Genomic DNA, 13,394 nt, shown 5'->3' on the forward strand with positions numbered 1-13,394 from the left:
GACCCTAACCAACCAGCGGCGTACCGCACTCCCAGAGGAGTGTGCTTTCGCTATCGGCGTTATTCGGCCTCGTCAGCCTTCTCTTGCGCGTCCTCGTCGCTAGAATCGCCGGCTTCGCCCTCGACCTCGGCGGACTCGGCACCCGCGGGCGGGCCGAAGAACTCGCTGGTGTCGACGACGTTGCCGTCGGCATCGGTGACGGTGGCCGCCTCGACCACCGCAGCCACGGTCAGGCCGCGGCGCACGTCGGCGAACATTGCCGGCAGCTGGTTGTTCTGCTGCAGGATGCCCAGCAGCTGCTGGGGCTCGATGCCGTACTGGCGCGACATCAGCACCAGGCGCTCGGTCAGGTCGTTCTGGCCGACCTGGATCTCGAGATCGTCGGCGATGGCGTCCATCAGGAGCTGGGTCTTGACGGCCTTCTCGGCCGCTTCGCGGGTGTCGGCGTCGAATTCCTCGCGCGTGCTGCCCTGGGCTTCGAGTGCCTCGGCGAACTTGGCCTCGTCGTGGTCGAGGCCGTGGATGGCGTTGTGGACGGTCTCGTCGACCTGCGCCTGCACGATCGCCTCGGGCAGCGGCACCTCGACCTTCTCGAGCAGCAGCTCGAGGGCGTTGTCGCGGATCTGCTCGGCCTGCTGGATGCGCTTGACGCGGGTGACCTGCTCGACGAGGTTGGCCTTGAGTTCCTCGATGGTGTCGAATTCGCTTGCCAGCTGGGCGAACTCGTCGTCGGCCTCGGGCAGCTCGCGTTCCTTGATGGACTTGACGGTGACGGTCACCTCGGCGTCCTTGCCGGCGTGCTCACCGGCGACGAGCTTGGTGGTGAACACCTTCGACTCGCCCTCGGACAGCCCGACGATCGCGTCGTCGAGGCCGTCGATGAGCTGGCCGGAACCGACCTCGTGGGACAGCCCCTCGGTGGAGGCCTCGGGGACGTCCTCGCCGTCGACGGTGGCCGAGAGGTCGATGGAGACGAAGTCACCCTCGACGGCCGGACGCTCCACACCCTTGAGGGTGCCGAAGCGGGCCCGCAGCGACTGCAGCTCGGTGTCGACGTCCTCATCGGAGACCTCGATCGAGTCCACCGAGATCTTCAGCTCGGACAGGTCGGGCAGGTCGATATCGGGCCGCACGTCGACCTCGGCGGTGAATACCAGCTCCTCGCCGTCCTCGATCTTGGTGATCTCGATGTCGGGCTGGCCCAGCGGGCGCACCTCGGTGGTGGTGACGGCCTCGCTGTAACGGCTGGGCAGTGCGTCGTTGACGACCTGCTCGAGCACTGCGCCGCGGCCGACGCGTGCCTCGAGAAGCTTGGCGGGAGCCTTGCCCGGCCGGAATCCGGGCAACCGGACCTGCTTGGCGAGCTCCTTGTAGGCCCGGTCGAAGTCGGGCTGCAATTCCGTGAAGGGCACCTCCACGTTGATGCGAACCCGGGTGGGGCTCAACTTCTCGACGGTGCTCTTCACTGCGGTGCTCCTCGGTGTAGTTCTTCGTTGACGCGTGGTTGTAGGGCGTGTCGGGGTGACAGGATTTGAACCTGCGGCCTTCCGCTCCCAAAGCGGATGCGCTACCAAGCTGCGCTACACCCCGTGCTGCGTTTATCGCGCCCGCGATCCTACGGCCCCACCGCTGCTCAGCCTCAATCCACCTTGTCGAGAGGGGTTCGACAGGGCCGACTGGATTTGATCTGGGAGCCGCCGGTACATTTGGGCTCGCGCAATGTACGCGGGCGTAGCTCAATGGTAGAGCCTCAGTCTTCCAAACTGATTACGCGGGTTCGATTCCCGTCGCCCGCTCAGATGACGGCCCTGAACTGCACATGCAGTTCAGGGCCTTTTCTGTGTGGCGGAAGCGACTGGTGAGAGGCGATTGCGGCGATCTGAGCGAGCGATATTGCCGGGAAGCCGCTTCGATTCGCCCTCCCCGATGCGAGGATCGATCCCATTCGTGTGACCGCCGACCGAAGGTAACGATGTCCCGACCATCCGAGTGCACGCGTGTTCGTCCGTTCGCCGCCGGCTTGGCTGCCGCCAGTGCCGGCATCGTCACCCTCGGCTTGTTGACCGCGCCACCGACGATCACCGGTGTAGCGGCTCCCCGTGCCGAAAGTCACCTGCTGCAGCTCGCAGGAGTCACGACGGCCGACGTCAGCGCCGCCGCGGTGCGGATTTCTGCCGCGTTCGCCGCGGTGGCTGAGCTGCCCAGCCCGGTGTCCGCCCTGGTGTCCGCGGTGCCCCGACCCGCGACAGCATCGGCCAGTCCGGCAGCCGCGAGCCAAACCTCTGCTTCCCCGACGGCGGCGGACACCTCATCACCGCCCGACCTGCTGGCGCTGGCGGCATCGTTCCTGGACTACCTCAACAGTCTCGGTCTGGGCCCGGTCCCGGGCCTGTTGGCCATCGGCGTGACCGGGGTCGTCGTGACTCTGGGTGCAGTCGTCTACGCCTGGAATGGCTTCGCCGGTCTGGTCAATCCCGTGCTGGACTTCCTGCACATACCCAAAGTGCCGACAATCCCGGTGTGTTTCTTCGGCCAGAATTGCGGCAGCGCAGCGGCCGCGCAGGCCCGGCCCGCAGCCGCCAACACGATCGCCGCCGACTCTGGGGACAGCCCCGTCGAACCAGTCCAGCGAAGTGTGGGGCGAAGCAACCGCGACGGTGGATCCGCTAAGGCCTCCGCCAGGCCGATTCCCACCCCTGCCACCGCACGGCCGGCCGCGACGCGGAACGACACCTCCGCCGACAACACCACGGCCAGGGCAGACCGCGGCGCCAAGAAGTCAACCGGTTCAGCAGCGACCGGCACCAGCAAGCGGGGCAAGAAGACCTCTACCGACTGAGCTTGCTGCTCAGCCCCCAATTCCGTTGTCGAGTCCCCGATGCTCAATGAAATACCAAGGGATGCCGAACCATTGGACCAGCACGACAACACCAAACACAGCGACAGCGGCGATAAGTCCTAGCGTGCGCGCCCGCGCACCGATCGACGCCACGGCCAGATACCCAAAGACCACGACAAGACCCACCTCCGCCCAGATCAGGATCCGTTTGGGCGTCGCGGCCGCGGTGTCGTAGTCGGTCAGGTGTGAATCCGGGAAGCCGGCGAAGTACAGATCGCCGCCGGCGATGACAGCCGACAGCAATGCTGCGACGGCGAAGGCCGCGCAGACCGCACGCGCAAGAGTCGGCGAAAGCTGTCGAGTTCGTGGCATCACATGCTGCGCTGCCATGACCGATAGACCACCCGGGAAACCGTCGCAGGATCGGGTTCGGGCGCGTTGCGCGACGCCGCCAGCCCGTCAATCTCGCCCAGCGCCATCACGTCGCGCAGATGCCGGGCCACGTCGCCGTCGCCGTCACGCTCGGGATGGGCGAAGTACTGGGTCTGCGCGGCGCCGGGGCGCAGTCGCTCGGGCAGATTGCCGGTGACGGCGATCTCGCGGATGCCCGGCCCGAACAACGGGCGCAGCACCCCGCCAAACCAGTCGCCGCGAATGCTGCCGCGCCGCACCGGGAACCACAGGTTGGTCCAGCGAGTCACGGCGAATAGGGACTGCGCGCCCAGCACCGGCCCCGCGCCGAACGAGGTCGGCCCGCCGTCGGCGTCGACCGGCAGCGCCGTGGACCGCGGCGGGCAGGTCAGCACCACGGCCCGTCTGACCATCCGGTCGAACAGTGCGTGACGGGCGTCGGTACGACCCAAGCCGGCCAGGACCGGCGGGCGGGCCACGAACAGGTCGGCGTAAGCCATCGGCGTCCCGATGGTCACGAAATCAGTTGTCCGCCAAGGATTCCCCTGCGCTCGGAGCTCCTGCCACAGCTGGAACTGGGCGTCCTGAAAGTCGTCGATCGGACCACCGGCAGCCTCCTCCGCACGGCTCAGCGACGTCAGCCCGGCGGCCTCCCCCGCGTGCAGTTCATGGGTTTCGGCCCACAGCGTGCTCAGCGCGTCGTAGGCGATGAACCCGCCCAGTCCGTGTCCGACCACGACGATCCGCGCATAACTGCCCTGGTGCAGGGTGTGCAGCAGATCGACGAGGCCGCCCCGGATGGCGCGCCGCGCCGCGTGCGACTCGGGCAGTGGGTCGAAGTAGCGCGCCACGTTGACGAATCCGGTGGTGAGAAAGCTGCGGGTCAATGCCCGCGGCAACATCCGGAACACCGCCACCGCGATGCTCAGCACCACCACGCTGCTGACCACCCCGAGAATCCAGCCCGGAATGCCGGTGTGCAACAGATACCCGCCCACCACGCTCAGCGTGATCAGCACGGCAGCCGGGACCAGCAGAGCCAGCCACACCGCGCGCCAGACGCCGAAGATCTGGTCGGGCACATTGCGCGGGCGCCGCAGGAACACCCGCAGCAACGCGGGGGCGAACCCCGCATAGCGGGTGCTCGTCATCAGGAACGACCAGTCGTACTCGAAGAGGTCGACACCGGCCGACGGCACGGCGTAGCGGCGCGCCTCGTAGGAGTCGGTGACCTCGATGGGCTGCGGGTGGCACTCCCAGTGGCTGTCGTGGCCGGGCAGCACCGTCTTGGCGAAGGCGTCGAGGATGTCGGTGGGCCGGCGTTCCAGCAGACCGTGCACGAAGACCACAGCGGTGTGCACTTCGTTGTCGCCGCTCAAACAAGTCCTCCTCGATACCGCCGTCGTCGTTCGACGTCTGAGTGTGAAGTGCGGCCCGGGCATTCGCTCGGGAAGCACTGAATCTGCTGGTCACGACACGATGTCGGTTCGGCTCCAATCAAGTTCGCAGCATCGGTGGCTATCGTCGGGCGTCGTAGATTCAGGTTCGGTTCCCGACGCCGGTCAGGGATGCCCGACCAGGAGGCGCGTTGAGCAACCCCATCCCCTTCGGCGGCGTATGCGTCGCGGGATTCGACGCGGTGCGCGAGGCCTTCGTCGCGAACTTCAACGACCGTAACGAGGTGGGCGCCGCCGTGGCCGTGTGGGTCGACGGGGACCTCGTGGTCAACCTGTGGGGCGGGTACGCCGACGCGCGCCGGCGCAGGCACTGGCGGGAGAACACCTTGGCCAGTGTGTTCTCCGGAACCAAAGGCCTGACGAGTACGTGTGTTCATCTGCTCGCCGACCGGGGCGAGATCGACCTGTATGCACCGGTGGCCTCCTACTGGCCGGAGTTCGGCCGCAACGGCAAGCAGGACATCACCGTCGCCTCAGTGCTGGGACACCGCTCGGGGGTGATCGGTCCGCGCGCCCGGCTGCATTGGAGCGACACCGCCGACTGGGATCGGGTGTGCGACGAACTCGCCGACGCCGCCCCGTGGTGGACGCCCGACACCGCGCAGGGCTATCACATGGTCAGCTTCGGCTTCATCCTCGGCGAGGTCGTCCGCCGGGTCACCGGCCGCACCATCGGGCAGTACCTGCGCACCGAGATCGCCGAGCCGATGGGTGTCGACGTGCACATCGGGCTGCCCGCCGTCGAGCACTCCCGCTGCGCGGAAATGGTGAACAAGCCACACATCCGTGACGTGCTGAGCCGCGGCCAGGCACCCGGAGACCCGTCATCGTTGGACGAACATCCGATGGCGGGGCTGTCCGTCGCGATGGGATTCGTCCCCGACGACGAACTCGGCTCCAACGAGCTGAGCCGTTGGCGCGCAGCCGAATTCCCCGGCACCAACGGCCATGTCTCGGCACTGGGGCTGGCCACCTTCTACAACGGCCTGGCCCAGGAGAAGCTGCTCAGCCGTGAGCAGATGGAGGTGGCCCGCGTGTCGCAGGGCGGGTTCGACACCGACGTGGTGCTCGGCCCGCGGGTCGCTGACCACGGTTGGGGGCTGGGCTACATGCTCAACCAGCGCGGGGTGGCCGGGCCGAATCTGCGCAGCTTCGGCCACGGCGGATCCGGTGGCTCGTTCGGTTTCGTCGACCTGGAGAACCGGATCGGCTACGCCTACGTGATGAACTATTTCGACGCCACCAAGTGCAACGCCGATCCGCGCAGCACCGCACTGTCCGACGAGGTCTACCGCACCATCGGCGTTCTCTGACAGGCAAACTCTCATCCGCGGGTGCACTCGCGGCGGCTCGGTACTGTGGGTGCCATGAATGGTGTGCTGGTAGTGCTCATCCTGGTGGTAGTCGCCGCGATCGCGCTGGCGGTGTGGAGTTCGTCGCGCGCCTCGGGCAATCGCAATGCGGCCAGCCTCGCCGACGCGAAGGCTGATGCCCGGCGGATCATCGAACGTCTCGGCGGTCAGGTGCTCAACCTCAGCGGCACCAATGACGCCTCCAGCCAGGCGCTGGCCGACGCCTCGGAGCGGTTCACCGCGGCGTCATCCCAGATCGACCAGGCCACCACCGCCAAGCAGGCGCTGTTGGCCAAGGAGAGCGCGCTGGAAGGGCTGTACTACGTGCGCGCCGCGCGCACCGCGATGGGAATGGATCCCGGACCGGAGCTGGAGCTGATCTCCGGTCAGAAGTCGGCGGGCGCGGTGACCGAGGATCGCAAGGTCGAGTTCGAGGGACGCCAGATCGAAGCCTCGCCGATGCCCACGTCCCGCACGCCGAACTATTACCCCGGCGGCCGGGTGGCCGGACGGCCGGTGCCGGCCGGCTGGTATTCCGAGCCGTGGTGGAAGACCGCGCTGGTCGCCGGTGCCTGGGGTGTGGGTTCGGTGCTGTTGTTCGACGCCCTGTTCTCCGGGATGGGCGGTGTCGGCTACGACGCCTCCGGCTTCGAGAACGGCTTCGGGTCGGGCTTCGACCAGGGCTTCGATCAGGGGTACGACCAAGGTCTCGACGCGGGCGGCCAGGACGGTGGCTGGGGCGGCGACGGCGGCGGCTGGGGTGGCGGTGACAGCGGCGGCTGGGCCGACAGCGGTGGCGGCTGGGGCGGCGACGGCGGTGGACTCGGCGACTTCGGCGGCGGCGACTTCGGCGGGTTCGGCGACTTCTAGAGATCCGGCGGGCTGGAGCGAAGCGACCCGGGAATTAGAGTCTGCTCTCCAGCCGCGAGGTCACGCCGGCCTCCTGCAGGTCGAGGCGCTCCAACATCGCCCGTACCGCCTCGTCGTCGATGTTTCCGGCGTCGCGTTCACTGATCAGTGCGGCCCGCTGGGCGGCCAGCACGTCGCGATAGAGCCCGGAGAACACTTCGGCGCGCAGGGTGTGCGCCTCCGGGTCGGGCATCTCGTCGGCATCCTGGGAATGGCGGGCGATGGTGTTGCGGATCTCGACCAGCACCCGGGGGTCGAGTCCTTTGGGCGGGTTGGCCCGGAAATCGGCGAGTACCTCGTCGGCCGCGTCATGAACTGCTCGCTCGGCCTTCAGCGTCTCGTCCCGCTCGTAGTTCTGGTCGTCCTGCTGGCCGGACAGTTCCAGCCAGCGGATCAACGGCGGCAGCGTCGCGCCCTGCAAGAGCAGCGTTCCGACCGCGACGACGAACGCGATCGCCTGGATCGTGGCCCGCTCGGGGAACGGTTCGCCGTTAGCCATGGTCAGCGGAATGCCGGCCGCGGCGGCCAGCGTCACCACCCCACGCATACCCGTCCAGGACACCACGACGCTCTCGCGCCAGCTCAGTGACCGGTTGTCGACCATCGAGCGCCATTTGCCTTGCGGCCTGCCCCGCTTCTTCGTGCCCAGGGCACCGCGGCCGCCGCCGGCCGGGACCGGCACCGACAGGGTGCGATCAACGTGGCGCAGCAGTACGCCGCGGCCGAACATCAAGAACACCGACAGCGGCCGGATCGCCAGGACGATGAACAGCACGATCGCCGACGCGACCGCCACCTCGGCGAGCGATTCGCGCTGTTCCCGCAGATCCTCGAGGACGAAGCGCAGATGCAGCCCGATGTAGGCGAACACGAACGCTTCCAGCAGAACATCGAGCGCATGCCACACGTAGCGTTCCTGCAGGCGGGTCTGGTAGCCGGCGCCCAGCGTTCCGCTGCCGACCACGAACCCCGCGACCACCACGGCCAGCACCCCCGAGGCGTGCAGTTCCTCGGCGGCGATGAACGCGGCGAAGGGCACCACGAGGCCCTGGATGGTTTCCAGACCGGGATTGTTCAGCCGCTTGCGGATCCACAACGTCACGTAGCCCAGTGCCGCGCCGACGACGGGCCCGACCAGCGCGCTGTAGCCGAACAGCAGCAGCGGATTCTCGATGAACGTGTGCGTACCTGCCACCTGGGCGACGGCGACCAAGAACAGCGCCAGGGCGGCGGCATCGTTGATCAGGCTTTCACCGGTCAGGATGGCCATCACCCGTTTGGGCAGGCCCAGTTTGCGGCCCACCGCCACGGCGGTGACCGCGTCGGGAGGCGCCACGATGGCGCCCAGCACCAACGCGGTGGCGAAGGTCAACGGCACCACCACCAGCCAGGCCGAGACCGCCGCGACGGTGAAGGCCGTCACGAGCACCAGACCCACCCCCAGACCGAGGATGGGTTTGATGTTGCGGACGAAGGTCGGGAACGAGAAGTCCAGCGCCGCGGAGTAGAGCAACGGCGGCAGCACCACGGTCAGCAGGATGTGCGAATCGAGTTCGGGCGCTTCGAATCCGGGCAGGAATGACGCCGCGATTCCGACGATGACGATGATCAGCGCGGGTTCAAGACCCCGTTGATGGGCAATCGCAGTGACCACGATCGCACCAACGACCACGAGAATCAGTTCCATGGAGGCATTCTCGCGGCAATGCTCACACCTGGCAGGTCGGACACCAGAACAGGTTGCGGGCCTCCAGTGCGGCGGTCCGGACCGGCGTGCCGCAGACCCGGCACTCCTCCCCCGCACGGCGGTAGACGTAGGTGCGCGGACGGTTGGGCCGATACGACGGCGCGCCGTGGTCGTGTTCGGGACGCACCACCACGATCGTGCCGCGCCGCACCCCGACCTTCATCAGCTCGACCAGGTCCTCCCAGGCGCCGCCGAACTCCTCGGCGGTGACATCGCGGCCGGGTCGGTACGGGTCGATGTGCTGGCGGAACAGCAACTCGCAGCGGTACACGTTGCCAACCCCGGCCATCACGCTCTGGTCCATCAGAAGCGCACCGATCGGCTTGCGCGACTTGGTGATTCGCGCCCAGGCCAGATCGGGATCGGCGTCGCGGCGCAGCGGGTCGGGGCCCAGCCGGGCCACGATGGCCGACACCTGGGCCTCGTCGAGGAGTTCACAGGCCGTCGGGCCGCGCAGGTCGGTGCCGTACTCGCCGCCGACGATGCGCATCCGCACCTGCCCGACCGGCAACGCCATCGGCACCGCGGCTTCGGTGAAGGTGCCATACAGACCTAGGTGCACATGCACGATCGGCCCGCCGTCGTAGTGGTGGAACAGATGCTTGCCCCACACCGAGGCGCGGGTGAACACCCGGCCGTTGACCACCGCTGCATCGCTGAACCGGCCCTGCGGGCTGGACACCGCGACCGGGGCGCCGGCGAACCGGCGGTGGTGCAGCCGGGCCAGCCGGTGCAGCGTATGCCCCTCGGGCACGGCTACTCCTTGAACGTCGGAAAGACCTCAGGCTAACTCTCCCAGCCAACTGCGTGCGAGGCGGTGTAACGCTCGAGCAGCCCCCGGCTCGCCTCGCTTATCCGTTCTATATCGGACTCCACCACGCCAAGGGCGCGCAGGCACGCATCGGCGATTTGCGTCGGCAAGTCATCTCGGTACGGACCCGACTCGGTATGCCATAGGAAGACAAGCGACTCCACCATCCGAAACGGCAATTCCGCCGCCGCCCTACTGATGCCGGTCTCAGCCACGACACTCTGACTCAGATTGAGGTAGTGCCACCGAAGGCGGTCGTGTCCCTGCCAGAACGGCTCCAGACCGGGACTGCGTAGTTCCGGCTGGAGGTACAAAGTTCCGAGGTTCCATCGCCGGTTGAGTAGGCGACCCCCGTCGAAGACGGCTAACGCATGCAGATGACCGGCTGGCGACAACGCCGGCACAGTCCCCAATAGATGGGGAATGAGAGCCAGGGTCGGTGTGACTGTCTGGTTCAACAACGCGCAGGCGATCTCCTCCTTTGTCTTGAAGTGGTGATACAGCGACGGTTGGCGGATCCCGACCGCGTCAGCGATCGCTCTGGTTGACGTCCCCGCATAGCCCAGAACGGTGAAGAGCTCCGCGGCAGCATCGAGGATGAGGGTGCGTGCCTGCGCTCCCAATCGCCGTTGAATGGCCGCCTCCGGCTGACCGGCGTTCGCCCCCATCGTCTCATCGTGCCCGATGCTGGAGCTGCGAGCTAGCACGACGTATCCGATCGAGCGATTGGAACATTCGCAATCAGTCGTTAATCCGCAGATCAGCATCCGTAACACGACGGTCATTGATAGGCCAAAAAGCTCCATAAACTATTGATTGATAGGAAAACTGGGAGTCGCCGTCAGCTCACCGGACAGCGGCTCGCACCACGATCAACTTCAGGAAAGGCAACATGCCGAAGCAACCGCTCCTCGTGGGCAATCCCGTCCTAGTCGTCGTCGACATTCAGCGAAGTGGGGCCATGCCAGCCGACGAGGTCGGCATCGTTCACATGCCTGGTCATGCCGACCGCGTGGCGATTGCGGAGCGGTTAGTCGCCGCGGCGCGCGCCGCGAGGGTGCCCGTGGTGTTCTTTCAAGAGGTACATCGCCCCAGCGGCGTGGACTTCGGGCGTGAACTCGACGGCACCGAAGGGGTCCATTGCGTCGAGGGCCGCCCGGGCACCGATCTGGAACCAAGCCTGCAGCCCCTACCCGGCTACGACGAGTTCCACATCGTCAAGCGTCGATACTCGGGTTTCATCGGGACCGACTTCGAGATCGTGCTGCGCGGACTCAAGGCCTCGACCCTGATATTGGTTGGCGGACTGACCGACGTGTGTGTGCACTACACGTTCGCCGATGCTCATCAACGCGACTTCTATGTGCGAGTGGTCACCGACTGCGTCGGTGGATCGTCGATGTACCGCCATGATGCGGCACTCGATGCCATGGAGTATCTGCAGACGGGCGCGTTGCGCACCTCTGAAGAAATTCTCGGCGCCTTCAAGCAGCTGTCCGAAGCCGGCAACCTCGCACTCCAAGGAGCCGAAAGATGAACCGTCGGTCCTGTGCGCTCACCGCAGTCGGTCTTGCCGCACTAGTCGCACTATCAGGTTGCAGCGCAACGAATTCCGCAGACCGACCCGCCAGCGCGGCACCCACTGACAAGGTGCTGCACCTGTCATTCCTTCAGGACCCGGGCCAGCCACCCGACCCCGACATCTTCTACGCCGGACAAGGCCTGCTGCTGACCACCAACGTGTATGAAGGTTTGTTGCAATACAAAGGCGGTACCGCCACCCCTGTACTGGAACCACTCCTGGCCACCGAGTGGACGAAATCTTCCGACAACAAGGTTTTCACGTTCACCCTCAGAGACGGCGTGAAGTTTCACGACGGCACGCCCTTCACGGCTGCGGCGGTCAAAGCGTCATTCGACCGGCGGCTCGCCGTAAACCAGGGACCGGCATACATGGTTAAAGACGTCGAAACTGTCTCAGCCGAGGACGACCACCACGTCACAATCACCCTGAGGTCGCCCAACTCTGCCTTCCTGGATTACCTGGCGTCGGCCTACGGACCGCGCATGCTCAGCCCCGAGGGCCTCAAGAGCAACTCCGGCACCGACAATGCCGAGAACTACCTCACCGCCCACGATCTGGGGACAGGACCCTTTACGCTGACCGAAGCAAATGTCGGGTCTAAGTACGCGCTCGAGGCCTTCGACGGGTACTGGGGCGCCAAGCCCTATTTCCAGAAGGTCGACATTCCGGTGGTCACCGACACTTCAGCTCAGCAGCTGCAGTTCAACAGCGGCCAGCTTGCGGCCGTCCTGCACGACCTGCCCTCCTCTGCGGTCCAGTCCTATCTCGGCGACACCAAGTTCTCCCACTATTCGCTACCGACGATGGTGTCGAACTACCTGTACGTCAACCCGCGCAGGGCCACGCTGACCGATGCCGCCCACCGCAAGGCGCTTCTCCAGGCAATCGACCTCGACACCCTGGTCACACAGACCTACGCGGGCCGCGGCCGTGTCGCGTCACAGATGTATCCGCCGAACGTCATCGCTCCGGAGTTGGGCAAGCAAAGCATCACCCATGACCCGGCGGCGCTGACCGCCATCACCGCTGGACTGCCTGCCAATCAGAAGTCAATTGTCATCGGGTACGACTCGAGCATGCCGGACAATCAGCTGATCTCGAACCTGCTTCAGACCGAGCTTGCCGCAACGGGTCTCGACGTGAAGGTACAGAGCTACCCGACATCGCAGATCTTCGGTTGGATCGGAACCGACGCCCCGGATGCGCCTGACATCCTCACCTACACCGGCTGGCCCGATGCGGCCTCGCCGTACATGTGGGGACATATTTCCTGGGACGCCGACGGCGCGCTCAACTACTTCGGCTGCTCGGCTCCACCGATCACGTCGGCATTGTCGAAAGGCCTGGAAACCGAGGATTTACAAGCCTTCTCCCAAGCCGCCGCCGGCGCCGCCGACACCGGCTGCTGGCTCAACATGGCCGATGTCAACGACTTCATGGTTGCCCAACCATGGTTGCACGGAGTCGAACAGGCTCACGTGGTCACCAGCCCGCAGACGTTGCGGCTGTCGGCTTTGAGTGCCGGGTGATCGGCGCACCCGCGCCGGCCGCACCGACGATGGCTAGGCGCCGGGCACCGGCGGTGGTACGTGGTCGGCTTCGTACTCGGCGAGGATGTCGATACGACGCTGGTGGCGCGGCGCCTCCGACCATGGGGTGCTGACGAACGCGTCGATGATGGCCAGCGCCTCGGCCTCGGTGTGCATCCGGCCGCCGATACCGATCAGCTGGGCGTTGTTGTGCTCGCGGGCCAGTGACGCGGTCTCGGTGCTCCACGCCAGGGCGCACCGGGCGCCGGGCACCTTGTTGGCCGCGATCTGCTCGCCGTTGCCGGAGCCGCCGAGCACGATGCCCAAGCTGCCGGGGTCCGCGACCGTGCGCAGCGCCGTGGCGATGCAGAAGGCCGGGTAGTCGTCGTCGGCGTCATAGTCGAATGCACCGCAGTCGATCGGCTCGTGGCCGGTCTTCTTCAGATGCTCGATGATGGCCTGCTTGAGTTCGTATCCGGCATGATCGCCGCCGAGGTAGACACGCATGCCGGTAACCCTAACGCCTCCGCTTCCGGAGCCCGCCGGTTGACGGAACCTCGCCGCACTTACTGCTGCTTTATTTGTCTCCTCAACATTCGCCCCGGTTGTTTGGGATCGGTAGTCAGCTGACCGTTGTGAACTCAGCAGGATGTACACCGAAGTAGTCAAAGCCCTTGCCCGACAGTCAAAGGCGCAGCAGCAGACGAAAGCCGCAACGGCCGGCATATCAGGAGCCGCGGAGGGTACCGAATTC

General features: G+C 66.3%; 12 protein-coding genes and 2 tRNA genes. 6 read left to right on the plus strand and 8 right to left on the minus strand.

Annotated elements, in window-relative coordinates:
- Positions 1 to 59: 59 nt before the first annotated feature.
- Both tig and OG976_RS04360 read right to left on the minus strand, forming a co-directional pair.
- Complete coding sequence (gene tig / locus OG976_RS04355; protein WP_328358370.1) at positions 60 to 1,466, minus strand: trigger factor; 1,407 nt, start codon at positions 1,464 to 1,466, stop codon at positions 60 to 62.
- Between the two features lie 50 nt (positions 1,467 to 1,516).
- Positions 1,517 to 1,590, minus strand: a tRNA-Pro gene (locus OG976_RS04360).
- A 135-nt stretch (positions 1,591 to 1,725) separates the two neighbouring features.
- Between OG976_RS04360 and OG976_RS04365 the strand changes: the two genes are divergently transcribed.
- Both OG976_RS04365 and OG976_RS04370 read left to right on the plus strand, forming a co-directional pair.
- Positions 1,726 to 1,796 (plus strand) — tRNA-Gly (locus tag OG976_RS04365).
- A 176-nt stretch (positions 1,797 to 1,972) separates the two neighbouring features.
- Positions 1,973 to 2,839: a hypothetical protein gene (locus OG976_RS04370; RefSeq protein WP_328358373.1), complete on the plus strand. Its 867-nt coding sequence runs from the start codon at positions 1,973 to 1,975 to the stop codon at positions 2,837 to 2,839.
- A gap of 9 nt (positions 2,840 to 2,848) precedes the next feature.
- Here OG976_RS04370 and OG976_RS04375 read toward each other — a convergent pair whose 3' ends face one another.
- On the minus strand, positions 2,849 to 3,142 hold the full coding sequence (locus OG976_RS04375) for a hypothetical protein (RefSeq protein WP_328358375.1): 294 nt from the start codon (positions 3,140 to 3,142) through the stop codon (positions 2,849 to 2,851).
- 68 nt (positions 3,143 to 3,210) lie between these two features.
- Entirely contained in the window at positions 3,211 to 4,629 is a 1,419-nt protein-coding gene (locus OG976_RS04380) for a hypothetical protein (RefSeq protein WP_328358378.1), read from the minus strand.
- Between the two features lie 221 nt (positions 4,630 to 4,850).
- Here OG976_RS04380 and OG976_RS04385 point away from each other — a divergent pair, with 221 nt between their 5' ends.
- On the plus strand, positions 4,851 to 6,020 hold the full coding sequence (locus OG976_RS04385; protein ID WP_328363155.1) for a serine hydrolase domain-containing protein: 1,170 nt from the start codon (positions 4,851 to 4,853) through the stop codon (positions 6,018 to 6,020).
- Between the two features lie 54 nt (positions 6,021 to 6,074).
- On the plus strand, positions 6,075 to 6,929 hold the full coding sequence (locus tag OG976_RS04390; protein WP_328358381.1) for a DUF1542 domain-containing protein: 855 nt from the start codon (positions 6,075 to 6,077) through the stop codon (positions 6,927 to 6,929).
- A 34-nt stretch (positions 6,930 to 6,963) separates the two neighbouring features.
- Here the strand turns inward: OG976_RS04390 and OG976_RS04395 are convergent, their stop codons facing one another.
- Genes OG976_RS04395 through OG976_RS04405 form a run of 3 tightly spaced genes read right to left on the minus strand, consistent with a single transcriptional unit; the run spans position 6,964 to position 10,311 of the window.
- On the minus strand, positions 6,964 to 8,655 hold the full coding sequence (locus tag OG976_RS04395) for a cation:proton antiporter (protein WP_328358384.1): 1,692 nt from the start codon (positions 8,653 to 8,655) through the stop codon (positions 6,964 to 6,966).
- A 22-nt stretch (positions 8,656 to 8,677) separates the two neighbouring features.
- A complete protein-coding gene (locus OG976_RS04400) occupies positions 8,678 to 9,469 on the minus strand; it encodes an Fpg/Nei family DNA glycosylase (protein WP_328358387.1) in 792 nt (263 codons plus the stop codon).
- Between the two features lie 32 nt (positions 9,470 to 9,501).
- Positions 9,502 to 10,311 (minus strand): helix-turn-helix domain-containing protein, encoded by an 810-nt coding sequence (locus OG976_RS04405; protein WP_328358390.1) that lies wholly within the window; start codon positions 10,309 to 10,311, stop codon positions 9,502 to 9,504.
- Between the two features lie 107 nt (positions 10,312 to 10,418).
- Between OG976_RS04405 and OG976_RS04410 the strand changes: the two genes are divergently transcribed.
- Entirely contained in the window at positions 10,419 to 11,063 is a 645-nt protein-coding gene (locus tag OG976_RS04410) for a cysteine hydrolase family protein (RefSeq protein ID WP_328358393.1), read from the plus strand.
- Positions 11,064 to 11,176: 113 nt separating this feature from the next.
- On the plus strand, positions 11,177 to 12,640 hold the full coding sequence (locus tag OG976_RS04415) for an ABC transporter substrate-binding protein (RefSeq protein WP_328358396.1): 1,464 nt from the start codon (positions 11,177 to 11,179) through the stop codon (positions 12,638 to 12,640).
- A 33-nt stretch (positions 12,641 to 12,673) separates the two neighbouring features.
- On the opposite strand, the gene OG976_RS04420 is transcribed toward OG976_RS04415, so the two are convergent.
- Positions 12,674 to 13,147 (minus strand): ribose-5-phosphate isomerase, encoded by a 474-nt coding sequence (locus OG976_RS04420; RefSeq protein ID WP_328358399.1) that lies wholly within the window; start codon positions 13,145 to 13,147, stop codon positions 12,674 to 12,676.
- Between the last annotated feature and the right edge of the window lie 247 nt (positions 13,148 to 13,394).

Source organism: Mycobacterium sp. NBC_00419 (assembly GCF_036023875.1).
Taxonomy (GTDB): Bacteria; Actinomycetota; Actinomycetes; order Mycobacteriales; family Mycobacteriaceae; genus Mycobacterium.

Bases quoted from the DNA above. Each gene is read 5' to 3' on its own strand.
- OG976_RS04370 (WP_328358373.1), top strand. From the start codon at position 1,973: ATGTCCCGACCATCCGAGTGCACGCGTGTTCGTCCGTTCGCCGCCGGC.
- OG976_RS04390 (WP_328358381.1), top strand. From the start codon at position 6,075: ATGAATGGTGTGCTGGTAGTGCTCATCCTGGTGGTAGTCGCCGCGATC.
- OG976_RS04395 (WP_328358384.1), bottom strand. From the start codon at position 8,655: ATGGAACTGATTCTCGTGGTCGTTGGTGCGATCGTGGTCACTGCGATT.
- OG976_RS04405 (WP_328358390.1), bottom strand. From the start codon at position 10,311: ATGACCGTCGTGTTACGGATGCTGATCTGCGGATTAACGACTGATTGC.
- OG976_RS04410 (WP_328358393.1), top strand. From the start codon at position 10,419: ATGCCGAAGCAACCGCTCCTCGTGGGCAATCCCGTCCTAGTCGTCGTC.
- OG976_RS04420 (WP_328358399.1), bottom strand. From the start codon at position 13,147: ATGCGTGTCTACCTCGGCGGCGATCATGCCGGATACGAACTCAAGCAG.